This window comes from Corynebacterium sp. UMB2355A, from assembly GCF_033877495.1.
GTDB classification, from domain to species: Bacteria; Actinomycetota; Actinomycetes; order Mycobacteriales; family Mycobacteriaceae; genus Corynebacterium; species Corynebacterium pseudogenitalium.
The window spans coordinates 1,112,611-1,138,293 of sequence record NZ_CP138855.1; the positions used below are offsets into that span (position 1 = coordinate 1,112,611).

22 protein-coding genes, 3 rRNA genes and 2 pseudogenes are annotated in these 25,683 nt (G+C 59.9%); 6 read left to right on the forward strand and 21 right to left on the reverse strand.

What is annotated here, in order from left to right:
* Positions 1 to 73: 73 nt before the first annotated feature.
* From R0V12_RS05225 to R0V12_RS05235, 4 genes are all read right to left on the reverse strand, one after another.
* Positions 74 to 343 carry a GlsB/YeaQ/YmgE family stress response membrane protein gene (locus R0V12_RS05225; protein ID WP_070361740.1) on the reverse strand — a complete coding sequence of 90 codons (270 nt, stop codon included), beginning with the start codon at positions 341 to 343 and terminating at the stop codon, positions 74 to 76.
* Positions 344 to 485: 142 nt separating this feature from the next.
* The gene (locus tag R0V12_RS05230; protein ID WP_413774865.1) at positions 486 to 1,088 is read right to left on the reverse strand and encodes a universal stress protein; all 603 of its coding nucleotides are present in this window, start codon (positions 1,086 to 1,088) and stop codon (positions 486 to 488) included.
* Between the two features lies 1 nt (position 1,089).
* Positions 1,090 to 1,377 carry a universal stress protein gene (locus tag R0V12_RS11515; protein WP_413774866.1) on the reverse strand — a complete coding sequence of 96 codons (288 nt, stop codon included), beginning with the start codon at positions 1,375 to 1,377 and terminating at the stop codon, positions 1,090 to 1,092.
* Positions 1,378 to 1,453: 76 nt separating this feature from the next.
* On the reverse strand, positions 1,454 to 1,600 hold the full coding sequence (locus tag R0V12_RS05235) for a hypothetical protein (RefSeq protein ID WP_176754811.1): 147 nt from the start codon (positions 1,598 to 1,600) through the stop codon (positions 1,454 to 1,456).
* 22 nt (positions 1,601 to 1,622) lie between these two features.
* Here R0V12_RS05235 and R0V12_RS05240 point away from each other — a divergent pair, with 22 nt between their 5' ends.
* Positions 1,623 to 2,600 (forward strand): pseudouridine synthase, encoded by a 978-nt coding sequence (locus R0V12_RS05240; protein ID WP_070975663.1) that lies wholly within the window; start codon positions 1,623 to 1,625, stop codon positions 2,598 to 2,600.
* 256 nt (positions 2,601 to 2,856) lie between these two features.
* Here the strand turns inward: R0V12_RS05240 and rrf are convergent.
* The 7 genes from rrf to R0V12_RS05275 form a co-directional block, all read right to left on the reverse strand.
* Positions 2,857 to 2,975 (reverse strand): 5S ribosomal RNA (gene rrf, locus R0V12_RS05245).
* Positions 2,976 to 3,136: 161 nt separating this feature from the next.
* A 23S ribosomal RNA gene (locus tag R0V12_RS05250) occupies positions 3,137 to 6,218 on the reverse strand.
* A gap of 431 nt (positions 6,219 to 6,649) precedes the next feature.
* Positions 6,650 to 8,164: ribosomal RNA gene (locus tag R0V12_RS05255) — 16S ribosomal RNA — on the reverse strand.
* Together the 16S, 23S and 5S rRNA genes form the textbook arrangement of a ribosomal RNA operon.
* Positions 8,165 to 8,788: 624 nt before the next feature.
* Positions 8,789 to 9,034 carry a hypothetical protein gene (locus R0V12_RS05260; RefSeq protein WP_320072977.1) on the reverse strand — a complete coding sequence of 82 codons (246 nt, stop codon included), beginning with the start codon at positions 9,032 to 9,034 and terminating at the stop codon, positions 8,789 to 8,791.
* Positions 9,007 to 9,735 (reverse strand): hypothetical protein, encoded by a 729-nt coding sequence (locus tag R0V12_RS05265; protein ID WP_320072978.1) that lies wholly within the window; start codon positions 9,733 to 9,735, stop codon positions 9,007 to 9,009. Before R0V12_RS05265 ends, R0V12_RS05260 begins: the two co-directional genes overlap by 28 nt.
* Positions 9,736 to 9,804: 69 nt before the next feature.
* The gene (locus tag R0V12_RS05270; protein WP_320072979.1) at positions 9,805 to 10,554 is read right to left on the reverse strand and encodes an ABC transporter ATP-binding protein; all 750 of its coding nucleotides are present in this window, start codon (positions 10,552 to 10,554) and stop codon (positions 9,805 to 9,807) included.
* Entirely contained in the window at positions 10,551 to 10,928 is a 378-nt protein-coding gene (locus R0V12_RS05275) for a GntR family transcriptional regulator (RefSeq protein WP_070361735.1), read from the reverse strand. Before R0V12_RS05275 ends, R0V12_RS05270 begins: the two co-directional genes overlap by 4 nt.
* A gap of 178 nt (positions 10,929 to 11,106) precedes the next feature.
* On the opposite strand from R0V12_RS05275, the gene R0V12_RS05280 reads away from it, so the two are divergent.
* Positions 11,107 to 12,360 carry an NYN domain-containing protein gene (locus R0V12_RS05280; RefSeq protein ID WP_284805492.1) on the forward strand — a complete coding sequence of 418 codons (1,254 nt, stop codon included), beginning with the start codon at positions 11,107 to 11,109 and terminating at the stop codon, positions 12,358 to 12,360.
* A 182-nt stretch (positions 12,361 to 12,542) separates the two neighbouring features.
* On the opposite strand, the pseudogene R0V12_RS05285 reads toward R0V12_RS05280, so the two are convergent.
* Positions 12,543 to 13,281: pseudogene (locus R0V12_RS05285) on the reverse strand (PspA/IM30 family protein).
* The gene (trxA, locus tag R0V12_RS05290) at positions 13,281 to 13,655 is read right to left on the reverse strand and encodes a thioredoxin (RefSeq protein WP_070975350.1); all 375 of its coding nucleotides are present in this window, start codon (positions 13,653 to 13,655) and stop codon (positions 13,281 to 13,283) included. Before trxA ends, R0V12_RS05285 begins: the two are co-directional and overlap by 1 nt.
* A gap of 93 nt (positions 13,656 to 13,748) precedes the next feature.
* Between trxA and R0V12_RS05295 the strand changes: the two genes are divergently transcribed.
* The gene (locus tag R0V12_RS05295; RefSeq protein ID WP_284805494.1) at positions 13,749 to 13,949 is read left to right on the forward strand and encodes a heavy-metal-associated domain-containing protein; all 201 of its coding nucleotides are present in this window, start codon (positions 13,749 to 13,751) and stop codon (positions 13,947 to 13,949) included.
* Positions 13,949 to 16,138: a heavy metal translocating P-type ATPase gene (locus R0V12_RS05300; protein ID WP_320072980.1), complete on the forward strand. Its 2,190-nt coding sequence runs from the start codon at positions 13,949 to 13,951 to the stop codon at positions 16,136 to 16,138. Before R0V12_RS05295 ends, R0V12_RS05300 begins: the two co-directional genes overlap by 1 nt.
* On the opposite strand, the gene R0V12_RS05305 is transcribed toward R0V12_RS05300, so the two are convergent.
* From R0V12_RS05305 to R0V12_RS05340, 8 genes and pseudogenes are all read right to left on the reverse strand, one after another.
* Entirely contained in the window at positions 16,128 to 16,322 is a 195-nt protein-coding gene (locus R0V12_RS05305; protein WP_070361729.1) for a hypothetical protein, read from the reverse strand. The two genes, R0V12_RS05300 and R0V12_RS05305, sit on opposite strands and share 11 nt — an antisense overlap.
* A 129-nt stretch (positions 16,323 to 16,451) precedes the next feature.
* Positions 16,452 to 17,925 (reverse strand): annotated as a pseudogene (gene dnaB / locus R0V12_RS05310) (replicative DNA helicase).
* 436 nt (positions 17,926 to 18,361) lie between these two features.
* Positions 18,362 to 18,814 carry a 50S ribosomal protein L9 gene (gene rplI / locus R0V12_RS05315; protein ID WP_070361727.1) on the reverse strand — a complete coding sequence of 151 codons (453 nt, stop codon included), beginning with the start codon at positions 18,812 to 18,814 and terminating at the stop codon, positions 18,362 to 18,364.
* 47 nt (positions 18,815 to 18,861) lie between these two features.
* Positions 18,862 to 19,431, reverse strand: coding sequence for a single-stranded DNA-binding protein (locus R0V12_RS05320; protein ID WP_070361726.1), 570 nt, complete (start codon positions 19,429 to 19,431; stop codon positions 18,862 to 18,864).
* Between the two features lie 41 nt (positions 19,432 to 19,472).
* The gene (gene rpsF, locus R0V12_RS05325) at positions 19,473 to 19,769 is read right to left on the reverse strand and encodes a 30S ribosomal protein S6 (protein WP_070361725.1); all 297 of its coding nucleotides are present in this window, start codon (positions 19,767 to 19,769) and stop codon (positions 19,473 to 19,475) included.
* A 136-nt stretch (positions 19,770 to 19,905) separates the two neighbouring features.
* The gene (locus tag R0V12_RS05330; RefSeq protein WP_071573826.1) at positions 19,906 to 20,094 is read right to left on the reverse strand and encodes a hypothetical protein; all 189 of its coding nucleotides are present in this window, start codon (positions 20,092 to 20,094) and stop codon (positions 19,906 to 19,908) included.
* The gene (locus R0V12_RS05335) at positions 20,022 to 23,735 is read right to left on the reverse strand and encodes a transglycosylase domain-containing protein (RefSeq protein ID WP_320072981.1); all 3,714 of its coding nucleotides are present in this window, start codon (positions 23,733 to 23,735) and stop codon (positions 20,022 to 20,024) included. The genes R0V12_RS05330 and R0V12_RS05335 overlap by 73 nt, the downstream gene beginning before the upstream one ends.
* A gap of 63 nt (positions 23,736 to 23,798) precedes the next feature.
* Positions 23,799 to 24,161 carry a DUF5318 family protein gene (locus tag R0V12_RS05340; protein WP_070478730.1) on the reverse strand — a complete coding sequence of 121 codons (363 nt, stop codon included), beginning with the start codon at positions 24,159 to 24,161 and terminating at the stop codon, positions 23,799 to 23,801.
* A gap of 97 nt (positions 24,162 to 24,258) precedes the next feature.
* Here R0V12_RS05340 and R0V12_RS05345 point away from each other — a divergent pair, with 97 nt between their 5' ends.
* The gene (locus R0V12_RS05345) at positions 24,259 to 24,708 is read left to right on the forward strand and encodes a MarR family winged helix-turn-helix transcriptional regulator (protein ID WP_070361721.1); all 450 of its coding nucleotides are present in this window, start codon (positions 24,259 to 24,261) and stop codon (positions 24,706 to 24,708) included.
* A gap of 14 nt (positions 24,709 to 24,722) precedes the next feature.
* A complete protein-coding gene (locus R0V12_RS05350; protein ID WP_070478591.1) occupies positions 24,723 to 25,682 on the forward strand; it encodes a universal stress protein in 960 nt (319 codons plus the stop codon).
* Position 25,683 lies beyond the last annotated feature (1 nt).

A 25,683-nucleotide genomic window follows, 5' to 3' on the forward strand; every position in this document is an offset into this window, starting at 1 on the left:
TGAAAAGAAAAATACCGGCCGGGGGTGTGTCCCTCCGGCCGGTACATACATCACGCGCTTTTCGCGCTACTGGCTATTGGCGTTGTTTGCCTTTCACAAAGTTGACAATGGTCAGCAGGATCACCGCACCAAGGATGCAGGTGAAGAAGCTAAACCAAAGTCCGCCATTGTCGACGTCCACTCCGAACTTCGCCAGCAACCAGCCGCCAATCAGACCACCAATAATGCCGACAATAATATTCAGGCCGATGCCCATGTCGGCGTCCTTGCCCTTAATCTTCGAAGCGATCCAGCCCGCAAGTCCGCCAATGATAATCCAGCCGAAAAAGCCAAGTCCCAGCATGTGCACGTCTCCTTCTATAACGATCGTTTAATGTCTACTGACCATGGTGCCTCCCATTCGGGCATAATGCCACTACGATTCGGACACCAACGGGTAACGATCTGGAAACGGCACCGCTGGGACTTGGTTGCGTTCCGCGAGATTAGTCGTTCGGACGAACAACCATCATCGGGCACGGCGCGGACTGCAGCAGCGCACGCGACGTCGAGCCGAGCAGCATGCCCTTGAACCCGCCACGACCGTGGGAACCGGTGACCAGGAGCTGTGCGCCTTCAGCGGCCTCGGTAAGCGCGCGGACTGGACGGTCACGCGTAATCACCTTGCGGATCTGCACATCTGGGTACTTCGCGGCGGAGTCCTCCAGGTAGCCATTGAGGATCTCGTCCTTCTCCTCCTGCACAGCCTTCCAGTGCTCGTCCGTGACAGAGAACCCAGCGCCCGGCCCCTGCACCTGCGTATCGATCCAGGTGTGCACCGCAATCAACTCCGCACCGCGAGCGTGCGCCTCCTCAAAGGCGACCTCCGTTGCGTGGCGGGAAACCTCAGAGCCATCAACGCCGACTACGACCGGGCCGTACTTATTCTCTTCCGTCACGTTGTTGTCCTCGCGGACCACCACAACCGGGCAGCTTGCGTGGGAGACAACCGCACCAGACACAGAGCCGAGGACCATCCCGGAAAGCCCGCCAAGGCCACGCGACCCCATCACGATCATGGTCGCGGTACGCGACATCTCAAGCAGCATGTCAATCGGGATCCCTCCGCGATTGCGTGCCCAATCTTGATATTGGGGCGACCTCAAGCGCGATGTCACGCGCCTCCTCGACCTTCTGGATGGTTTCCTTCTGCAGATCGTCGAACAGTTCCTTCGGCGGAACCATCCCCTCCGCGTACAGGAACTGCGGCATGGTGTAGCTTGCAGCCAGCTGCAGCGCGATGCCGCGCTTCGCGGCGGTGTTCGCCGCCCAGCGGACCGCGTTGTGGGAAGCCGGGCTTCCGTCCACAGCTACGACGACCATTTCTTCATTCGACATGTGTTTCGCCCTTTCTCAAGAAGGTAGGCAGTTTCTACCCCCATTGTAGACAAAACCCACATCGATATCGTGGCCCTTATTTGGGAATTTCCACGGGCTTCGCGCCCTCAGAGTTCGCAGGGAAGAACGTCTCATAGAGTGCTCGCAGCACGTCCGCGATCACCTTCCCGATACCTTCATTGAAGAACGCCAGTACTGGTTGCAACATCGCTCCAATATCCATAGCGACTAATCTAGCAAAGGATATGAGTAGAAAACGAAGGAAGTCGCCCCCGCCACTGCCTCCGCGCGATGGCCTCGGCGCGTCACGAGTCCGCGTCCCCGACGCCCCCATTACCGCCGGCGACTTCCTCACCGAAGTCATCAAGGGGCAGCGCCACCGCCACCCCGATGACGACGCCGCAGCCGTCCTCCAGCGCTTCGCCGTCGGCGAAGTCGTCCTGCGCGACGGCACCCCGCTCTCCCCCAACGATATTTTGCAGCCAGGCACAGACGTCTTCTTTTATCGACGCCCCGCCCCCGAAACTCCCGTACCGTTTACTCACACCGTGGTGTTCGAAGACGATAACGTCCTCGTCGTCAACAAACCGCCGTTCTTGGCGACGATGCCACGCGCCGCCCACATCACGGAGACCCTCACCGTCCGCCTTCGCCGCGAGACCGGCAACGAGGAGCTCACACCGGCGCATCGCCTCGACCGCATGACGAGTGGACTGTTGCTGCTGACGAAGCGCCGTGAAGTCCGCGGGGCGTACCAAGACATGTTCGCCCGCAGAGAGGTACGACGCTTGTACTCGGCGGTTGCGCCTTATGATCCTTCGCTACCTGCCGGACCTTGGCGGCATCACATCGTCAAAGAACACGGCGAAGTTGCTTCCAAGATTGTCCGCGGCGCGGAACCCAATTCAGAAACGCTGTTCCTTGGCGCGTCCCGTTTGCCGTCAGAAGAGGAAACAGTGCTACAAGAACGCTACGGAGTGGAAGGACCGCTCGGGCGCTATCTCCTCGAACCGATCAGTGGACGCACGCACCAACTGAGAATCCAGATGTTGGACGCCGGGGTGCCCATCATCGGCGACTCTATCTACCCCGTCCCACATCCTTTTGGGGAGGACGACTTCACCAAACCAATGCTGTTGGAATGCATTTCCGTTGCCTTCACCGACCCGCTCTCCAGCAAGGCCGTCCACTTCACGACCGACCCATCGGTGCCCTGGCCATAAACCCTCTCGGAGTACCAATAGTGTGTCTCCAACGGTAGCCGAGGCAGCTGTGCACCACATTCCGGGTCTTCGAGACTGTGCGGTGGCGTTTCCCCAGCTCACGCCCCCTACGTAAAGGAATCTGGTGCACACACCCCACACCCGAGCCACACCACACCCCCACGCACGTGGTGCACACCCCCACCAAAACAAAAAAGTGTGGTGAGTATGTGCCACAACAACACACACTCACCACACACAAGAAAATGAAGTTATAGGCCGGCGGTAACCTACTCTCCCACACCCTCCCAGGTGCAGTACCATCAGCGCGGGCGGGCTTAGCTAACCGGGTTCGGAAAGGGACCGGGCGTTTCCCCGCCGCCATCAACCACCGACACGACCAAAATCGTGCCAACACAATACTGTTGATAACAACGACAATATTCAAATAATCAGCACAGGCATGTCATGCCAGACACTGCACAGTGGACGCAAACACTCTTCTTCGCGGAAGAACACTCAATAATTTGACCATAAACAACACCAACATGTGTGTGCTTTGTTTTAGTCTCGGTGTAATTAGTACCAGTCACCTTACACACCTCACAGTGCTACCAGATCCGGCCTATCAACCCCATCATCTCTAGGGAACCTCAAACGAAACCTCATCTCAAAACAGGCTTCCCGCTTAGATGCTTTCAGCGGTTATCCCTCCCGTACGTAGCCAACCAGCCCTGCTCCTGGCGGAACAACTGGCACACCAGAGGTACGTCCGTCCCGGTCCTCTCGTACTAGGGACAGCCTTCTTCAAGTTTCAACGCGCGCGGCGGATAGAGACCGAACTGTCTCACGACGTTCTGAACCCAGCTCGCGTGCCGCTTTAATGGGCGAACAGCCCAACCCTTGGGACCTACTCCAGCCCCAGGATGCGACGAGCCGACATCGAGGTGCCAAACCATCCCGTCGATATGGACTCTTGGGGAAGATCAGCCTGTTATCCCCGGGGTACCTTTTATCCGTTGAGCGACACCACATCCACAAGTAGGTGCCGGATCACTAGTCCCGACTTTCGTCCCTGCTCGACTTGTAAGTCTCACAGTCAAGCTCCCTTGTGCACTTACACTCACCACCTGATTGCCAACCAGGCTGAGGGAACCTTTGGGCGCCTCCGTTACATTTTGGGAGGCAACCGCCCCAGTTAAACTACCCACCAGGCACTGTCCCCAACCCAGATCATGGGCCAAGGTTAGACATCCACTACGGTCAGAGTGGTATTTCAACAACGACTCCACAATCACTAGCGTGACCACTTCACAGTCTCCCACCTATCCTACACAAACCGCACCGAATACCAATACCAAGCTATAGTGAAGGTCCCGGGGTCTTTTCGTCCTGCCGCGCGAAACGAGCATCTTTACTCGTACTGCAATTTCACCGGGCCTGTGGTTGAGACAGCAGGGGAGTCGTTACGCCATTCGTGCAGGTCGGAACTTACCCGACAAGGAATTTCGCTACCTTAGGATGGTTATAGTTACCACCGCCGTTTACTGGGGCTTAAATTCTCCGCTTCGACCACAAGGATCTAACAGGTCCTCTTAACCTTCCAGCACCGGGCAGGCGTCAGTCCGTATACATCAACTTAACCGTCTTCGCACGGACCTGTGTTTTTGATAAACAGTCGCTCCCCTCTATTCTCTGCGACCCCCACCAGCAACACACCGAAAAAGGCATGCAACCAGCAAGGGCCCCCCTTCTCCCGAAGTTACGGGGGCAATTTGCCGAATTCCTTAACCACAGTTCACCCGACCGCTTTAGTATTCTCTACCTGACCACCTGTGTCGGTTTCGGGTACGGGCCATACACACACATCGCTAGAGGCTTTTCTCGACAGCAAAGGATCACCACCATCACCCAACAATTGGGCTACGCATCACGCCTCACACAAAATATCGACCGCATTTCACAAGTCGACGTGCCACACGCTTACACCAAGATATCCAACACTTGGCGCGGCTACCTGACTGCGTCACCCCATCACTGAACTACCACGGATCAGGCCCCACGCATCACCAACAACCACACACCCAAAAGGATGCGCATGTTGCCAGTTCAGGGTGGTTAGTATCACCGCTTCACTCTTTGTCGCATGCATACGGGTACGGGAATATCAACCCGTTGACCATCGACTACGCCTGTCGGCCTCGCCTTAGGACCCGACTCACCCTGGGAAGACGAACTTGACCCAGGAACCCTTAGTCATCCAGCGGATACGATTCTCACGTATCTCTCGTTACTCATGCCTGCATTCTCACTCGCACACAGTCCACCACCCCTTACAGTATGGCTTCACCCCATGCACGACGCTCCCCTACCCATAGTAAAAACTATGCCGCGGCTTCGGCGGTGTACTTGAGCCCCACTACATTGTCGGCGCAGAACCACTCGACCAGTGAGCTATTACGCACTCTTTCAAGGATGGCTGCTTCTAAGCCAACCTCCTGGCTGTCTTCGCAATCCCACATCCTTTTCCACTTAGTACACCCTTAGGGGCCTTAACCGGCGATCTGGGCTGTTTCCCTCTCGACTATGAAGCTTATCCCCCACAGTCTCACTGCTATAGAACACTTGACCGGCATTCGGAGTTTGGCTGATGTTGCTAAGATGATAGTCCCGCTCAACCAACCAGTAGCTCTACCTCCGGCAAACTACTATAACGCTGCACCTAAATGCATTTCGGGGAGAACCAGCTATCACGGAGTTTGATTGGCCTTTCACCCCTACCCACAACTCATCCCCTCAGTTTTCAACCTAAGTGGGTTCGCGCCTCCACAACCTCTTACAGCTGCTTCACACTGGCCATGGGTAGATCACCCCGCTTCGGGTCCAGGACATGCCACTTACAACACCCAATTAGGATTCGCTTTCGCTACGACTACCCCACACGGGTTAACCTCGCGACATGCCGCTGACTCGCAGGCTCATTCTTCAAAAGGCACGCCATCACACACACGCGGTGCTCTGACGGATTGTAAGCGCACGGTTTCAGGAACTCTTTCACTCCCCTCCCGGGGTACTTTTCACCATTCCCTCACGGTACTTATCCACTATCGGTCACACTTAGTATTTAGGCTTACCGGGTGGTCCCGGCAGATTCACAGCAGATTCCACGAGCCCACTGCTACTCGGGCAAACAATCACCACAACACGACACGCCTTCACGTACAGGGGCTCTCACCCTCTCCGGCACACCATCCCAGGTGACTTCCGCTAACACGCCGCATCATGAGGGTACATGGCAGCATACCCACAATCATCGCCCACAACACCACACGCGCAACCCCTGCCAGGTATCACACACGCATGGTTTAGCCTCATCCACGTTCGCTCGCCACTACTAGCAGAATCACAATTGTTTTCTTCTCCTACGGGTACTGAGATGTTTCACTTCCCCGCGTAACCCCCACACAGACTATACATTCATCTGCAGGTAACACTCCATAACAAGTGCCAGGTTTCCCCATTCGGACATCCTCGGATCAACGCTTTGTTGGCAACTCCCCGAGGCATAACGCAGCCTCACACGTCCTTCATCGGCTAAGCATGCCAAGGCATCCACCGTACGCCCTTGTAACAAAACAAAAACACACAACAAACAAACAACAAACAACCACCACACACAAACAGCATGACAATCACTTGTTGTTAGGCAAACTTACAATCAAAAAATTCTTCCACAAGAATAAAGATGCTCGCGTCCACTATACAGTTCTCACACAACACACCCCACACACCAACCACCAACCAAACCAGTCAGTGATCAACACGCGGAATCATTCAAGACAACACAACTGCTGCCTCAGACACCCAACAGTGCACCAACACACACAACATTTACTTTTCTTGATTACACAACCAGTTACGCACCACCACAACCACAACCACCACACGAATGCATGACAGTCTGTAGCTGGTGTGTCTCCACCCGGAAACAACAATTGGCAGCCACACCTACGGTGACTCAACCAACAAACAAGCCCACAACTGTGAGCCAACAAAATAAAACTCCTTAGAAAGGAGGTGATCCAGCCGCACCTTCCGGTACGGCTACCTTGTTACGACTTCGTCCCAATCGCCGATCCCACCTTCGACAGCTCCCATGACAGGCCACTGGCTTCGGGTGTTACCAACTTTCATGACGTGACGGGCGGTGTGTACAAGGCCCGGGAACGTATTCACCGCAGCGTTGCTGATCTGCGATTACTAGCGACTCCGACTTCATGGGGTCGAGTTGCAGACCCCAATCCGAACTAAGGCCGGCTTTGTGCGATTAGCATCCCCTCACAAGGTAGCAAACGCGCTGTACCGACCATTGTAGCATGTGTGAAGCCCTGGACATAAGGGGCATGATGATTTGACGTCATCCCCACCTTCCTCCGAGTTAACCCCGGCAGTCTCTCATGAGTCCCCACCATTACGTGCTGGCAACATAAGACAAGGGTTGCGCTCGTTGCGGGACTTAACCCAACATCTCACGACACGAGCTGACGACAACCATGCACCACCTGTATAGCGACCACAAGGGAAACCACATCTCTGCGGCGATCCGCTACATGTCAAGCCCAGGTAAGGTTCTTCGCGTTGCATCGAATTAATCCACATGCTCCGCCGCTTGTGCGGGCCCCCGTCAATTCCTTTGAGTTTTAGCCTTGCGGCCGTACTCCCCAGGCGGGGCGCTTAATGCGTTAGCTACGGCACAAATCCCGTGGAAGGGACTCACACCTAGCGCCCACCGTTTACGGCATGGACTACCAGGGTATCTAATCCTGTTCGCTACCCATGCTTTCGCTCCTCAGCGTCAGTTACTGCCCAGAGACCTGCCTTCGCCATCGGTGTTCCTCCTGATATCTGCGCATTTCACCGCTACACCAGGAATTCCAGTCTCCCCTACAGCACTCAAGTTATGCCCGTATCGCCTGCAGTCCCACAGTTAAGCTGTGGACTTACACAAACGACGCGACAAACCACCTACGAGCTCTTTACGCCCAGTAATTCCGGACAACGCTCGCACCCTACGTATTACCGCGGCTGCTGGCACGTAGTTAGCCGGTGCTTCTTCTCCAGGTACCGTCACTTGCGCTTCGTCCCTAGCGAAAGGAGTTTACAACCCGAAGGCCTTCATCCCCCACGCGGCGTCGCTGCATCAGGCTTGCGCCCATTGTGCAATATTCCCCACTGCTGCCTCCCGTAGGAGTCTGGGCCGTATCTCAGTCCCAATGTGGCCGTACACCCTCTCAGGCCGGCTACCCGTCGACGCCTTGGTAGGCCATTACCCCACCAACAAGCTGATAGGCCGCGAGCTCATCCCATACCGCAAAAGCTTTCCACAACAATATCCAAAAAGTTGTCCTATCCGGTATTAGACCCAGTTTCCCAAGCTTATCCCGAAGTACAGGGCAGATCACCCACGTGTTACTCACCCGTTCGCCACTCGAGTACCAGTGCAAGCACTGGCCTTTCCGTTCGACTTGCATGTGTTAAGCACGCCGCCAGCGTTCATCCTGAGCCAGGATCAAACTCTCCACAAAAACTATTTCAGAAAGAAACAAGGCCGTGAAAAGCCCGAAAACCTAACCAAAAACAAACCAACCACCAACAACAACCAAAACAGTCATCGCCAGTGTCTGGCAAAATCCTAAAATTACAAAAACTGTAAAGTACAAACAACCAGTCCCAACCCGACGGGGCAAAACAGGACCAGTCACAACCACATCAACCAATACAGTCAACATGACCGTGCATCTGCACCACACCAGTGACACCCAATCATAGGTTCAAGCATCACCGCCGGCACACACCAAAACATGGCACACAGCACGCAACCAAAAGTCAATGCAATCAAAAAAATAAAAAGTACATTGGCACACTATCGAGTTCTCAAACAACAACCGCACACCCAAACACACCACAAAACACAGTGGCGCGTTCAAAGCGACGAAGATTGACACTAACAAAACATTCTCAACAACGCAAATACGCGCCGCATCACAGAACCTATTTCATTATGTCGGCCAGCGGTAGTTTTCCTAACCGCCATCTCACCAAACCACTCTCTTCAGAGCCTGTCTGGCGGGGCGTTGTCGGTCTCGCTGACTCACATAAAGTTACACACACACCAACAACAACACAAATCGCCAGCCCAGACAACATTTTTACAACTTCATATCAGGGTTCTTTTGGGCGCCATTGACGCGCCCACTGACGTACAGGGCGAGCGTCACAAGCGCCAGCAGTAACGCACATCCGGCCACACTGAGCGCTCCTTTCCAGGGCACGGGATCGCGGAGGAATTGCCAGAGAATCATGACGGCCATGAACGTCACCAGTTGGTTGCGTCCCCAGGCCAACGGGATCGCAAGTCCAGTGAGGATCAAGATGAACGTTGCCCAGAGGGGCACGGTGGGCAGGGTGTGGGCGTCGAGAAGTGTAGGAAGGGTACGCAGCGCAACGTAGATCCCCGCGGCCACCGCCGCTGCACCCAGTTCATGCAGAGCCCACGTGCGACGGGGAATGCCGTACGCTCGGGCCGTCGTCGGCGAGCTTGTGCCCCAAGAATAGATAGCCGCGAAGCAACCGAAAAGGAAAAGGTCAGGGATGGTTGCGACGACGGTATCCATGTTTTGTCGGCGAACGAGCGCACCGCAAACTGCACGGCGACCGAGCCAAGGCCAAAGGCCACGGCCAAGAGGAGCGGCTGTTTCCAGAAGAGTTGGAAGATGAGGGGCTGGTCCAGACGCAGCCCCATGATGGCCGAACCGTTGTCGGAAGAGTTGAGTTCTTCGCCGGTGGTGGAGTCGTTAGCTACGTATAGGGCAAGCCAGCCGGTGACCAGTGCGATGGCGAGCAGGCCGTACAGCGATGGGCTCACGATCAGCGTCGGGATGCAAAGTACGGCCCAGACCACGAGGGCGGCGCGGCGCTTGTACGCGAGGGCGCGCTTGCGGTTCATCCCATAGGAGCGAAAAACGTCCGATTCGGGGATGAAGGTCGCGTAGAGGAGGAGCGAGGAGAATGTCGCGGCTGTAATGACCAGCGGGACGCTGCCCAACCAGTCGGCAAAGATGGTCGCTGCGCCCATGAGCAGGCCGAAGAGTGTCATCCAGAAGCGCCATTTGGAGCCTGCGAACATTTGGGCGCGGAAGAAGCCGGGGCGGACAAAGGTCTACATTTAGCTCACCTCCAGGAGGTGCTCGATGACGTCGCCGAAATCGACAGGTCGCAGGGGGTTGCTCAGGTCGAGGCGCTCGGCGTGGGCGTCGGCATCATCGGCGGTCACGTGCGCGCTGACCTTGCCGTCGCGGCCCAGCACCAGGGCGCTGCTCAGAATTTTCGACGCCTCTTCGATATGGTGCGTGGCCATCACGAACGTGCGTCCGTCCTCGGCCACGTCGAGGAGGTGGCGATAGAACACGTTGGTGTTGTGGACATCGAGGCCGACGTAGGGCTCGTCGAGAAGCGTGAGCTCGGCGCCGGACGCGATGCCGATAATGTTGCCCACCATCGCGCGCTGGCCCCGCGACATCTTGTTGTACGCGGCGCCGAGCGCCTCGCCGAGGTCGAAGTCGTCGATGAGGCGGCGCGCGAGCCCATCGTCCCAGTTCGGGTACCGCAGCTGCGCGCCCTTAAGAATGTCCTTGCCGCTCCAACTCGCCGGGTAGGTGACGTCGACGCCGGTCAGCGCGACGCGGTCCATCACCTCAGCATTATCGAACGGAGCCAGGCCGAACACCTCGACGGCGCCGCCGGAAGACTTCAGTTGGCCCGCGACGATCTGCAACAACGTCGACTTACCGACGCCATTTCGCCCCAGCAGCCCGTGGATGCCGCCAGACGGCAGGTCGAAGGACACCCCGTTGAGGACGTGCTTCTTACCAAAGTGCTTCTCTAGCCCATCGGCGCGGATAATCATGGCGTTCATTGATACATTCCTCTACTTTCTGCTACTCGATGTACAAGGTCGATCAAGTCGTCGCGGCTCAGGCCGACGCGGACGGCTTCGTCGATAAGAGGGGCGACGAACGTACCCGGGAACGCTTCCCGGCGGGTTTCCAGGATCCGTTCGCGCGCGTCCGGGGTGACGAACATCCCGAGGCCGCGGCGCTTCTCGAGGACCTGGGCGTCGACAAGTAAGCCGAGGCCCTTGCGTGCTGTCGCGGGGTTGATGTTGTGGAAGGCTGCGAGCTCGTTTGTCGACGGCGCCCGCTCGCCCGACTTCAGTGTCCCGTCGACGATGAGGTCCTCCACCAACTTCGCGATCTGCACGAAGAGTGGCTCTGAATCCCCAACCACCATTTCTCCCTTCGAGCTCGTTGGTTAGTTACTGCACTAACTAACTATAGAACCGTGGCCAGGTGGCTCGCAAGGACCCCTACGAAATTTCTTGAACTACTAGCATGAGTAGGCACACAAACATATGTAGCCTTGTGATGAAAAGAATTTAACGACAATAAAGAATCGGAATTTAGGAGCCATGCTTGAACGCACACTGGTGTTCGTCGACACTTCTTACCTACTGGCGAGCTTTTACAACTCATGGGAAATCGGCGCACGAGCACAATTAGAAATCGACTTACCCGAGGTAGTCGCCAACCTCGGAGTCATGATCAGCCACCAACTCCACCAACCCATCCACCGTCAAATGTGGTACGACGGCATCCCCGACTCCGGACCCCACCGCTACCAGCGCGCCCTGCGCTCCTGCGACGGGGTCCAACTCCGCACGGGGCAACTCATCGAATGGGGTGAGCGGCGCACCCAAAAAGGTGTCGACACCCGACTCGTCGCCGACCTGGTCATCAACGCAACACGTGGCCAGTTCAGCGACTTCGTCCTTGTCTCCGGCGACGCCGACATGATCCCAGGCGTCGAAGAAGCCACCAACAACGGCGTACGCGTCCACCTCTACGGATTCGGCTGGGACTCGATGTCCTCCGCCCTCCGCCACGCCTGCGACACCACCACCATCCTCGACCCACGCGAAGACTTCGCAGACTCCATGCAACTCCGCGTCCTCGAAGGGCCCCTCCCACCAAGCATCCGGGAACGCCCGATCGCCGACGCCGAACCCGTCGAAGACAACCAAGGCCCCACCGAAGTACCCGGCCTGGGACCCGACCCACTCGCTGCGCCGGAGGAGCCTGCTGCTGAGGAGCCCGCTTCGGACCAGCCGGTCGATCCACCGGCCGCGGAAACCCCAGTTACCCCAGCGACCCCGGCGACCCCATCGCCTGCCGATATGCCGAAGCCCGGCCCAAAGCCTGGCCCGGTCCCCACGGAACCACCGGCACCGGTCAAGTCGGCAGAGCCTGCAACACCTGCCGAGGACCCGAAGCCGGAAACCATCTCCGACGAGGACACCGACGACGTACCGGCCCCCAAACCGGCACCGAAGCCGTCGATGATGGCACCGCGCCGCAAACTCCGCTCGCGCTACGTGCCGCTTCCGGAAGAAGTCTGGACGTCCTCCGGCTTCCAAACCCCCTACGACGTGGGACAACAGTACGCAGCCTGGTGGTTCGAGAACGCCGCATCCAGCGAACAGCGCGACAAGGCCCACATGCTTTCCGGTGGCGGTCTGCCGCCGGAGATCGATAGGCCGCTGCTCCAGTTCGCCTGCGAGACCCTGCACGAGTACACCCTGACGGAAACCCAGCGCGTCAACCTTCGCGACGGCTTCCACTCCGGCATCCGCGGCGTACTCATCAACATTCGCCGCGAAAGCTAACACACTTTCGATACAACAAGGCCCCTGTCCGACACATTCAGGTCGGGCAGGGGCATTCTTTCTGCGTTGTGCGCTGCGGTTTTTCTAAATGTGAGCAACAGGATTGTAGTAATCCCCATTTCGAACTTATTTTCGGGGAATACTACAATCCTGTTACTACAGTTTGCGGCGCTGAGGTTTTCCTAATCCTTGCTGTCCTCGATTTCCTTCGGGGCCTCGGAAGAGGACGAAGCCGACTTGCCGCCGGAAAGCTCAGCGCGGATTCTGATCCAGGCGGGCGCTGGCGGCGACATCGCTGCCGGCCGACTCGATTTCGGTCATCCGGTCCGTCATGGAGGACTTAGCCAGCTCCTGCTCGCCGAGCGCCTGGGCGTAGCGGCGTTCGATCTTGTCCCGAACGCCGTCGAGGGTCGGGACGTTGTCGTCGCCGCCGAACTGGTTGAGGGAGTCCATGGTCTTGGTGGTCTGCTCTTGCATTTTCGCCTGGTCAAGCTGGGATTCCAGCTGGGAGACCTGGGCGAGCTGTTCCTGCAGGCGCGCCTCGGATTCCTTCTGCTTCGCTTGGGCTTCCTGTGCGGCTTGCTCGGCGGCAGCGTAGGCCTGCTTGGTTTGCTCGAGTTCCTGCTCGACGGACACCAGCTGGGTGGCGATGACCTCGGCGGCGGCGTCGTCGTTCATCTGGAGGGCGGTCTTGGTCTTCGCCTCAAGGTCCTGTTGGGATTTGAGCAGGCGGTCCAGTTTCATGCTGAGCTGGTTGCGGTTGCCAATGATGGCGGCTGCGTGCTCAGTGATTTCCTGGTGCTGCTTCTTAGCGGCGGCGACGGCCTGTTGGATTTGCACCTTCGGGTCGGCGTTTTCGTCGATCTTGGTGTCGAAGGACTGCATCAGGTACTTCCAGCCCTTTACGAATGGGTTTGCCATTACTGTCCCTCCTGCGCGTTTTGGGCCTCGACCTGGCGGCGGACCTCGTCCATGTCGAGTGCTTTGACCTGTTCGACGAGGTCGTTGAATGCGGATTCCGGCAGGGCACCGGCTTCGCGGTAGACCATGATTCCGTCGCGGAACACCATGAGCGTCGGGATTGCCTGGATATCCAGGGCGACCGCTACTTGCTGGTATTCCTCGGTGTTGAGCTTCGCGAAGGTCACATCCGGGTGCTTCTCGGAGACCTTTTCGTAAACAGGCGCGAACTGGCGGCAGGGGCCGCACCAGGACGCCCAGCAGTCGACGATGACAATGCCCTCTCCGAGAACGGTTTCCTGGAATGTTTCCTCAGTGAGGTCGGTTGTGGCCATTAGGTAGCTCCTTTTCGTTTTTTGTTAGATTGGCAGCTATCAATGCAACACTAACAAGTGCGGGGCGATTCCCGCAGGAAGGAAGGAAATATTATGGCAACGCAAACATTCCAGGTTGAGGGCATGAGCTGCGGGCATTGCGAGCTCAGCATCCAGGAAGAGGTCGGGGAAATCCCGGGCGTGACCTCGGTGAACGCTGATCACACAACCGGCAAGGTTGTGGTTGAGGGCGCAGAGGTGAGCAGGGAGGACGTCGATAAGGCGGTTGAGGAAGCGGGGTTCAAGCTGATCTAATGTCGAATGCACAGATAGAACTCGGCGTTTCGGGCATGACGTGTACGTCGTGCTCGTCGCGGGTGCAGCGAAAGCTGAACAAGATGGAGGGGGTCGAGGCGTCGGTGAACTTTTCGACGGAGACCGCCTCCGTCGAGTACGATCCGGCGCTCGCGGACCCTGATGCGTTGATCAAAACGATTCGGAACGCGGGCTACGATGCGTTCACGGTCACTGACGCCGACGAGCCGCTTGACGACGCCCCCTCCGAACCCGAGCGCGACACCCTCTTGTGGACCATCGTGTGGTCCGCGGTGGTGTCACTGCCGGTGATGCTGGTGTCGATGATTCCGGCGTTGCAGTTCACGTACTGGCAGTGGGCGGCGTTTGCTGCCTCGACCCTGGTGTATTTCTCGGCAGGGTCGCTGTTCCACCGCAATGCGCTGTTGAACTTGCGTCACGGCAGCATGACCATGGACACCCTGATTTCCATGGGCACCACGGCCGCCTACGGGTGGTCGATCTACGCGCTGTTCTTCGGCAACGCGGGCGAGCCGGGCATGAAAATGCACATGAGCCTGATGCCGAACGCGGCAGCGATGGACGAGGTCTATCTGGAGACGGTGTGCGTCGTTATCACGTTCTTGCTGCTTGGCCGCTGGTTCGAGCACCGCGCGAAGGGGCGTAGTTCCGAGGCGTTGCGCAACCTGCTGCACATGGGGGCGAAGGACGCGACGGTGCTGCGCGACGGCGTGGAGACGCGCGTGCCGATCGCCGACGTGAAGGTCGGCGACACGTTCGTGGTGCGCCCAGGCGAGAAGGTCGCGACGGACGGCACGGTGGTCGAGGGACGCTCGGCGATCGACGCCTCAATGCTCACCGGCGAATCTGTCCCCGTCGACGTCGAGGTCGGCGACGCGGTAACCGGCGCGACTCTGAACACGCACGGCCGCCTGCTCGTGCAGGCGACCCGCGTTGGGGCGGATACGACGCTGGCGCAGATGGGTCAACTGGTCAAGGACGCGCAGGCAGGCAAAGCGCCGGTAGAGCGGCTGGTAGACAGGATCGCGCAGATCTTCGTCCCGACCGTGATCGCTATCTCGGCGGTATCCCTGGTGGTGCACCTCCTGTTGGGCTACAGCGTGGCTGCCGCGTTTACGGCGGCGGTGGCGGTGCTGATCATCGCGTGCCCGTGCGCGCTCGGCCTGGCCACCCCGACCGCCATCCTGGTGGGTACCGGGCGCGGCGCCGAGCTGGGCTTGCTGATCCGCGGCCCGGAGATCCTGGAATCCACCCGCCAGGTGGACACCATCGTGATGGACAAGACCGGGACCGTCACCACCGGCGAAATGACCGTGGTTGACGCGAATGGCAGCAGCGACGCCCTCGCACTCGCCGCCGCGGTGGAGGCGCACTCGGAGCACCCGATCGCCCGTGCCATCACCGCTTACGTCCAGGACGCTCGCACCGAGTCCGTCACCGACTTCCGGAACGAGCCCGGCATCGGCGCCAGCGCGACCGTTGACGGCAAGCACGTCCGAGTCGGCAGGCCATCGGGTGACCTGGGCGAGTACCGTGGTGCCTTCGACGCCATGGAGGCGACGGGCGCGACCGTAGTCGCTGTCGAGGTCGACGGCGCGCTTGAAGGGGTTATTGCGGTGCGCGACGCCGTGAAGGAAGACTCCCGGGTGGGCGTCGAGAAGCTGAAGGAGCTGGGGCTCGAGCCGCACCTGCTCACGGGCGACAACCGCGCGACCGCGCTCGCCGTGGCGAAGGAAGTGGGTATCGACGCCGCCAACGTCACCGCCGGCGTACTCCCCGCCGACAAAGTCGAGCTGGTGCGCAGCCTGCAGGACGCGGGCAAGCGCGTAGCGATGATCGGCGACGGCGTGAACGACGCCGCGGCGCTCGCGCAGGCCGACCTTGGCATGGCGATGGGCGCGGGAACCGACGTGGCCATCGAGGCCTCCGACATCACCCTGATGAATAACTCGCTGGTCAGCGCCGCCGACGGCATCCGCCTGTCGCGCGCGACGCTGCGCACCATCAAAGGCAACCTGTTCTGGGCCTTTGCGTACAACGTGGTGCTCATCCCCGTGGCAGCCATCGGGCTGCTCAACCCCCTGCTCGCAGGCATAGCGATGGCCTGCTCATCCGTGTTCGTGGTGACGAACTCGCTGCGGCTGCGCCGCTTCCGCGCTACGCGCTAAACAGGCCGCGGAGGCGGTGCAGGACACCGCTTGGCTGGGAGGTGGCGGCCAGCTCGTCGATGCTGCGGGGGAGGTTCAGCAGCATCGTCGAATCCTGGTTTTTCGCGACGGTAATACGTTCCTCTAATTGGGCCACCGTGTGGGCGCACGCGGACGGTGCGTCGTGCATCATTCGGACAGACATTGTGACTTTTCCTTCGTTCGTAACTGTGTTAGGCCACAATGCTAGCCAGAAACGCGCAGCGTGTCATGCATGGCGAGCCAACCCTAAGCAAGGACAGCCTTGGCTGTCCACCCCCGGACGGGTGCAGGATTAGCCGTGCGCCATGTTCACGAAGCGCGAGTAGTGCAGCTGGTGCGCAACCGGAATCGTGTCGATTGGTCCACCGCGGTGCTTCGCCACGATGATGTCGGCTTCACCGGCGCGCTCGTCGTCGCGGTCCTGCGAGTCCGGGCGGTAGAGCAGGAAGACCATATCGGCGTCCTGCTCCAGGGAGCCGGATTCACGCAGGTCGGCGAGCTGCGGCTTCTTGTCCGTGCGGGCCTCGGGGCCACGGTTGAGCTGCGAGATTCGCGATCACCGGTACCTCGAGCTCCTTCGCCAACAGCTTCAGGTTACGGGAGAACTCGGAGACCTCCTGCTGGCGCGACTCCACTCGCTTACCGGAGCTCATCAGCTGCAGGTAGTCCAGCACGATCAGGTCGAGGCCCTGCTGCTGCTTCAACCGGCGCGCCTTCGAGCGGATCTCCATCATGGTGAGGTTGGGGGAGTCGTCGATAAATAGTGGGGCGTCCTGGATCTCCTCGAGACGGCGGGTGAGCTTCTCCCAGTCCTGCTCCCCCATCTGACCCGAGCGCATCGAGGACAGCTTGATCTCCGTTTCGGCGGAGAGCATGCGCATGATGATTTCGGACGCGCTCATTTCGAGCGAGAAAATCACTGAGGTCTTGCCCTGCTGGATTGAGCAGGAGCGCATGAAGTCGAGCGCCAGCGTCGACTTACCGACGCCCGGGCGCGCCGCGATGATGATCATCTGCCCTGCGTGCAGACCGTTGGTGAGCTTGTCCAGGTCAATGAAGCCGGTGGGCACGCCCTGCTCCAGGCCACCGCCCTGCGCGATGGCCGCGAGCTCGTCGACGGTGTCCTGCAGCAGGTCGCCGAGCACCTTGTAGTCCTCGCCAGCGTTCTTGCGGGAGATCTGGAAGAGCTCCTGCTGAGCGCGGTCCACGACGGCGTCGATCTCCATGCCGTCTTCGCCCTCATAGCCGAGCTGCACAACGTGCGTACCGGCATTGACCAGCTGGCGGAGGACCGACTTCTCCTCGACGATCTCCGCGTAGTAGCGGGCGTTGGCGGCCGTCGGCACCTCGGAGATGAGCGTGTGCAAGTAAGGAGCGCCGCCGACACGCTCAAGCTCGTTGTTACGGTCCAGCTGGCCTGCGACGACCACCGCGTCAATGTCGGATCCGTGCGAGTACAGGTTCGTGATGGTCTTGTACACCAGCTGGTTCGCTGGGAAGTAGAAGTCCTCCGGGCGCAACGCGTCCGAAACGTCAGTGATGACGTCCTGGTTGAGCAGCATGGCGCCAAGCACGGAACGCTCCGCGCGCTCGTCGTGCGGGGGCTGGCGGTACTCCTTCAGGTCCTTGCGGCCCCGGTTAAAGTTCAACGACCCGCCGTCCCACTGGCGTGGCTCCGGCGGCACCGAGGACTCCGGAGGCTCCGGTGGTGGAACGTAGTCGTCGTCAAAATCGTCGAAGCTCGCGGCACTCGAGTTCTCAGCCATGCAGTACCCTTTACCCTTTCGTGTTGCACAACAGCGTACCGGATACCCCAGACATTCACGTACCGCCAGTTGAGTTATCCACAGGGGCTGTGAATAGTTTTCTATTGTGCCTGGGGTCTATCCACAGGGGGTGTGCACAACGTGTGGAGAGTGTGTGGAAAAGCCATCGAAGGCGCGCCCTACAGCAACCTCTTCGCAGGTCACACCACTTTTATTCAAGACGATACCCATTGGCACCCCCGGTGGATAACCCGCTACCAGCCGGTTTGACTAGGCGCCTTCGGTGCGCTAAATACACCGTCACATGAGGGGCACACCGCCTCGCTGTGGAGAGTTATCCACAAGCGCAGGCAGGCAAACGAAAACGGGCCCCGCTCCTCACAAGCGGGACCCGTTCTCAAGCTGTTGTCGTTGGACTACCTATCGGTAATCGTCGTTATTTGCTAACGACCTCGAAGTTCACTTTGCCTTCCACGCTGTCGTGGAGGTTCACCTTGACCTGGTATCCACCGGTCTTGGTAACAAGGCCCTTCGGTACATTGATGCGGCGCTTGTCCAGGGATGGACCGCCGGCTGCCTTGACAGCTGCTGCGATGTCGCCAGGCTTGACGGAGCCGAACAGCTTGCCCTTCTCGGAGGTACGCACTGGCACCTTCACGCCGGTCAGCTGGTCGAGCTGATCACGCAGCTCCTTTGCGTGGTCCAAGTCGCGGACCTCGCGCTCCTTCTGTACACGCTGAATATCACGGATCTGCTTCTCTGCACCGCGGGTGGCTGGGATAGCCAGGCCACGTGGGAGCAGGAAGTTACGGCCATAGCCGCCCTTGACCTCGACGATCTCGCCTGCCTCGCCAAGGTTATCAACGGCAGCGGTGAGGATCAGTTTCATGAATCCTAACCTTCCTTGAGTTGAAAATGCTTATGTGTGGGAAATGCTTAGAACGGGGGCTCGTCGTCCATCCCGCCGAATCCACCGGCAGGTGGAGCCGAATTCCACGGATCGTTTTGCGGCTGCGACTGCTGTGCCTGCTGCTGTTGCTGTGCAGGCTGCTGCGGTGCCTGACCAAACCCACCCATGTTCTGAGGCTGCTGCTGTTGCTGTTGCTGCTGTGGGCGACCGTAGCCCGAGTTGCCTTCGCGTGGCGTGCGCTGCACGTTCGCGGTGGCATACTTCAGGGACGGGCCTACCTCATCAACTTCGACCTCAAACACGGTGCGGTTCTCGCCCTCGCGGGTCTGGTAGGAGCGCTGCTTCAGGCGACCGTTGACGATAACGCGCATGCCCTTGGTGAGGGACTCCGCGACGTTCTCCGCCATCTGACGCCAGCAGTTACAGGTCAAAAACAGGGCCTCGCCGTCTTCCCACTGATTCGTGTCGCGGTTGAACTGGCGTGGCGTGGAAGCGATGCGGAAGTTCGCTACCGCTGCACCACTTGGAATAAACCGCAGTTCCGGGTCCGCAACCAGGTTGCCGACGACGGTGATCGGTGTATCGCCTTGTGCCATTGTTTTGACTCCTTCGTTTCCGTGGTTCCGAAAGCCGTTCTTTACTTGTCGGTTCGCAGAACCTTGGTGCGCAGCACTGATTCGCTCAGGCTCAGCACACGATCGAGCTCTTGGACGGTATCTGCTGCGCATTCAAGATTGATGACAGCGTAGATGCCCTCTTCCTTCTTGTTGATTGGGTACGCAAGACGCTGCTTGCCCCACACATCAACGTTTTCTACCTTGCCGTTTTCCTTACGGACGATCTCGAGGAACTTGTCCAGGGACGGGGCAACGGTGCGTTCATCCTGCTGTGGATCGAGGATGATCATTACTTCGTAGTGACGCACGGACCTCATCACCTCCTATGGTCTAGATTTGAATGTTTTCGGCCGCCGCATTGTGCGGTGGCAGGAGGGTCGTTGCGTCAAGCAACCCCACCAGCGTACCCCACCCGTTACGCTGGGCAAAATACTTCTCGACGCCCCCTCCGCCCTACTGCGGATTGGGCACGGCTACGAAGACCGCGAGGATCACCGGAATGACGGTAATGAAGACAAAAGCGGCAAGACCGTAGCCGACGGCGCGAGGGATTTCTTGACGGTTCGTCGCTACGAACGCTGCGGCGATGAAACCGAATCCGACTGCGATTGAGGCGATTCCGGTAACGGTTGCGGATCCCATGCTGGCTCCTTCCAATCTTCAGGGGTAGTCAGAAGCGGGTCGTGGCCGTTGTGCGCGGCAGCAACTTTGTCCTCGCGTTTGCCGAACATCTGCTGGATAACCAGCACCATGATGGCGATGATGAGTGCGTCGCGGGAGATGATGACGGTGTCCAGCAGCGCGCCAGGAGCACCCTTTTGGTCCTCGCCCATCATGTGCCACATCAGCACTGGCCACACCATCATGTCGACCGTCATCCAGGAAAGCAGGAGGCGCCAGTACGGCAGCGCCAGGACAGCGGGAACGATGAACCAGATGGAGTACTGGGGGCTCCACACCTTGTTGAAGAGGAGGAAGAACCCGACGATGAGCACGAACAGCTCGGCGACGCGCGGCGTGCGCGGCGCCTTCAGGCCAAGCACGAGGACGGCTGCGCAGCCCGCAAGGAAGAGCACCAGCGTAACCGTGTTCAGGATGACGGGGGCGCCTTCACCACTATCAAACCCGCTCCAGCCGAAGACGCGGTTGATCACTGCGTAGATGGTGGTCCACTCCCAGCCGCGGTCAGTGTTCAAGCGGTTGAACTCATTCCATGCCTCCGGGTTGTGCAGGTACACCGGTAGGTTCACCGCAGCCCAGGTCAGCGCCGTGGTGGCAACCATCTTGAAGAAGGGCACGAAATTCCGCTTCCGGATGGCCAACACCAGGTATGCGCCGAGGATAAACAGCGGCCACAGCTTGAACGCGGTACCGGCGCCAATCAGCACGCCTGCCAGCCAGTACTTCTTATTCCGCACGGCGAGCATCGCCGCCACCACGAAAAAGATTGAGGGGATGTCCCAGTTGGTAAACAGGTGCATGATCAGCAACGGGGAACCGACAACGAGCAGCGTGTCCCAGATTCGGTTGCCGGCAAGCTCCGCCACCATGCGCGCTGTAACCACCCAAATGGCGGCCAGGATGAGCACTGTTACGTAGAAGTACCAACCGGACTCCGGCAGGATGCGCGAGACTGCGAAGTAGGTGTTGCGGGAGATGAACGCGCAGAACTGCTGGAACAGGCCGGCGAGCACCGGGTACTCCATGTAGCGAGTCAGGTCGCCCTCAACCCAGGAGAAGTCGTAGACGAAGCCCGGCTGGTCCAGGCCGCGGCCGCCGTACAGCGGCAGGATGTCGTTATAGCAAAAGGAGGTGTACTGGCGGTTGCCGTCCCAGTTGACCTGCATCACGCCGGCGTCGTCAAGCTTGCCCATCGCGCAGTTTGACTTTGAGAGCGCGCCGAGGCCGATGAAGACGTAGGCGAGCGCGAAAATGGTGCGCAGCGGCGTCCAGAACTTAGAGCGTCCAATTTGGGCAAAGCGCCCCATAGGTCCGCCGAGGAACTCAACCCAACCGCGGGCGGCGGGTTCGGTGAGGGCTGGCTGGACGCGATCCTTCGGGTCAGGCCACGTGGTTGCTGTCATCGTTGCTCCGTTATCCAAGATATCGTTTATAACCTGGTCGATTGCGTCCTGTACCGGGTCCGGCCGCGGCGCGGGCGCCGGTGCTGGCGCCGGAGCCGGAGCCGGTGCGGGGGCTGGTGCCGCCGGCTGCCCAGGCCCGGCCTCGCCCGTCGGCGCGTTGGCGTCGGCGCTTGGCGACGCCGCATCCGCCGGAGCACCCGTGGTCGAATTACCGGAGAAGCCACCGTAGTAGCCGCCCAGGTTCACGCCGCCCGAGTACGGGTTCACACCCCAGTACACAGGTGCAGCTTCAGGGAAGTACTCGAAGTCCTGGCCCTGCAGGAGGGAGTCCAGCACGTTCTTCCAGATCCGGCCTGGGGTGTCGGCGCCGAACATGTTGCCGCCGTAGGAATTGAAGATCGCGGAGGTGTTGTCGGCGGTACCGACCCACACGGCCACCGCAAGCTGCGGCGTCGAGCCGACGGTCCACGCGTCCTTGTTCAGGCCGGTGTTGCCCAGCTGGGCAGTACCGGTCTTCGCGGCCGACGGACGGCCGCCGGCCAACACGGCGTTGGAGTACGGGACGACGGACTGCATCGCCTTAATCACGTTGTCGGCGACTTGCTGGGAAACACGGCGTTCCGTGTAGCCCGGGTCGAACTCGTAGAGGACCTCGCCGTAGGCGTCGGTGACGCGCTGCACGAAGTGCGTCGGGTGCGCCAGGCCGCGGTTCGTCAGCGTGGAGACGGCGGTGGCCATGTCGAGTACACGGGACTGATACTGGCCCAGCACGATGCCCTCGTAGGGCTGGCCACCGTTTTCACGCAGCGTGACCGGGATGCCCGGGATGGAGCGGGCCACGCCGAGGGCGTGCGCCATGTCCGCGGTGTCCTGCGTGGTGTTGTCCAGGTCATCCTGGATGCGCATGAACGCGGTGTTCGAGGAGGTGCGGGTGGCGTCGAGCATGGAGAGCATGCCGGAGCCGCCGCCGTCCCAGTTGGTCACTACGTGGCCGCCTGGCAGCGTCACCGGGGTGGCCGAGTACATCGCGTTGAGCGGGATGCCCTGCTGCAAGGCCGCGGCCAGCGCGAAGATCTTGAAGGTGGAACCGGTCTGCAGACCTGCGTTGGCGTAGTCCCAGCCGGAGGGGTCGTCGCCACCGTAGTAGGCGCGTACTGCGCCCGTCTTCGGGTCGATGGCCACGACGCCGGTGCGGGCGTCGTCCTGCAGGAGCGAAAGCTGCTCGCGGGAAATCCGCTCGACCTCTGCCTGCGAGTTCGGGTCAATCGTGGTGGTGATCTTCAAACCACGGTTGGTAAGGTCCGACTCGGAGATGCCGATGGTGGCCAGCTCCGTCATCACCTGGTTCTTAATCAGGCCGTTCGGGCCGCTGGCCTCGGTGTAGGCGGAGTAGGTCGACGGATCGCGGGTCTCCGGGTACTGCAGCCCGGCGCGCTTCGCAGGGTCGAGCTTGTTCGTCTCAACGAGCCCATCCATCACGTAGTTCCAGCGGGCCTTCGCACCGTCCGGGTTGGTCCACGGGTCAAGCTGGCTCGGCAGCTGGATGGAGGACGCAAGCACGCCGCCCTCCTCCAGCGTCAGCTCGCTGGCCGGCTTGTCGAAGAATGCGTGCGCGGCAGCTTCGATGCCGTATGCGTTGCGCCCGAAGTAGACGGTGTTGAGGTAGGCGTTGAGGATTTCTTCCTTGGTCCAAGAGTGGGTCATCTTGATGGAGTAGACGAGCTCTTTGGCCTTGCGCTCATAGGAGTGCTCATTGCCGACCAGGGCGTTCTTCACGTACTGCTGCGTAATCGTGGAGCCACCACCGGCTGATGCGTTGCCGGTAATCTGGCCGATCACGGCGCGACCGAAGCCGGTGAAGGAGAAGCCGGAGTTGTCCCAGAAGTCGCGGTCCTCGGCAGCGAGGACGGCGTTTTGCACGTCAACTGGCACCTGCTCCAGCGGGATCTGAACGCGGTTGCCCTCCGGCGGCACGATGCGAGCCAGGTCGGTTTTGCCGTCGTTAAAGTAGAGGTTTGAGATCTGCGCCGTTTCGATCTCATGCGGCTCCGGGATGTTCGCCCGCTGGTAGTTCCAGATAAACCACACAGCTGGGATGCTGGCCAGCAACACCACGAGCAGGAGCATGGCTAGGACCCATTGGCCCGTCCGCGACCGGGACTTGGATGGGGTCTTGGTTTTCTCGTCTACGTTAGTCACACATTGTCCCTGTACGATCACCTACAGAATTGCTACAGCACACACTACCCGTACCGGGCGTTTTTACCGCACTGGAGTGGCGGTCCATTCTTGCAACAAGTGGTTCCAGTGGCAGTGGGGGCACACTTCCACCTTGTGCACGGTGATGGGGCCGACCTCACCAACGAGGGTGTCAATCTCGGCCTCGCTGCGTGCGGTGCCGGTGCGACGTCCAAGCTTTTCGCTGTACACCCAGCGCACTTCTCGCATGTCACGGCCGCAAATTGGGCAGTTTCTTTTCGACGCCTCTCCGTGATGTTCTGCGGCTGCGCGGAGGAGGAAGTCGGCGTCGCAAAGCTCTTCTTTGGGAATGTGCCCGGCGTGATAGGCGCGAAGGGCCGCCCGGCGTTGCCATTCGTGCGAAACTTCGTGCTGGTAGGTGAACATCGCCGCCATACTAGCGCAACAACATAGTTTCCTTCGCCTATGTATAGAATGATGCGTTGCACGTTTTGTTCGTCTCTTTTGTACAAGGCAGGTCCTTATGGCTGATCGTCCTGACCCGTTGGAGTTGGCACAGCGTATTCGCCCGGCGATGACGAGTTTGTATGTCGCGTATTTCCGAAATACGGAACGCTCCGACCTCACCGGCCCCCAGCTTTCGATCTTGCGTCGCCTCGAGGTGGAAGGGCCAAGCCGGATCAGCCATATCGCCACGTCAGAGGGCGTGCGAATGCCGACGGCCTCGAACACCATCAACCAGCTGGAGAAGCGCGGCCTAGTGCACCGCACGCGCTCCGCGGAGGACAGGCGCGGCGTGCTCGTCGACCTAACTGACCAGGGCAAACGCGAGCTGAGGCGAGTGGGCAAGGAGCGCACGCAGTACCTCGCGGATATGCTCGCCACGCTTGATGACGCCTCGCTGCAGCAGCTCGACGCCGCCACCGAGGCAATTAATACCCTGGCAGACGTCTACGCGAACCCGGAAAGCTAATACACTAGGTCGGTATGGCGCCACGATCTTTCTCTTCTGAACTAGCCCAGTCCTTTGAGTCTGAGCGCCCACTTCGAGTGCTCGTTGGTTGGGATGCTTCCAACTCGGAGGCGATCGAGTTCGCCGCCTGGCTGGGGCGGAGCCTGCCCGTGACGGTGCGGGTTGCGGCGTCGGTGTCGGGTTCGTGGACGAAGTCGCTGTCGTCGAAGAAGTACGACAAGTGGCTGCAGAAGCAGCGAGACACCATCAGCGAGAAGGCCACGAAGGCGCTGAAGCACGAGTTGCCGCGTTCGCAGTGGGCGGACCCGGTGGCGCAGGTGCTGGAGCGCGGCAGCCTCGCGGAGTGCCTGTTCGAGATGGCGGACGGTTTCGAGGCTGATATTTTGCTGCTCGGCTCGAAGTCGAAGACATCGAAAGGCCGCTTCCGGCCGACCTCCGACGCGGACGAGATGATGCACTCCTCCCCGCTTCCGCTGGGCCTGGCGCCGAAGGGCGTGCAGCTTTCGAAGAAGGGCATCACCCGCGTCACCTACTCGCTCATCGACTCTGGCGCGGTGCAGCCGAGCTTCTCCGGCCTGGCGTACGCCACCACGCTCGCCTGCCTTCTCGACGTCCCGCTGCGCATCATCGCGTTTTCCCCCAGCGAGGGCGGCGGTTTCGACGATCAGGAAGACCAGATGGAGTGGAACGAGGCCGCGCTCGGCCTGTTGGACCGCGCACGCGACTCGGCGTTTGCTGTCGCGGAACACCTCGGGCCGGAGCACACCGAACGTCTCGACGTCTCCAACTTCGTCGCCACCGGCAAGGGTTGGAAGAAGGCCATCGACTCGGTGAAGTGGAAGAAGGGCGACATCTTGTGCCTGGGCTCGAAGTCCTCGGGCCCGCTCAAGCGCGTGTTCGTTGGCACCCGCGAGGGCGAGTTCATCCGCTTCGCCCCCGTGCCCGTCATCGTGTACCCACGAGGGAAGCACTAAC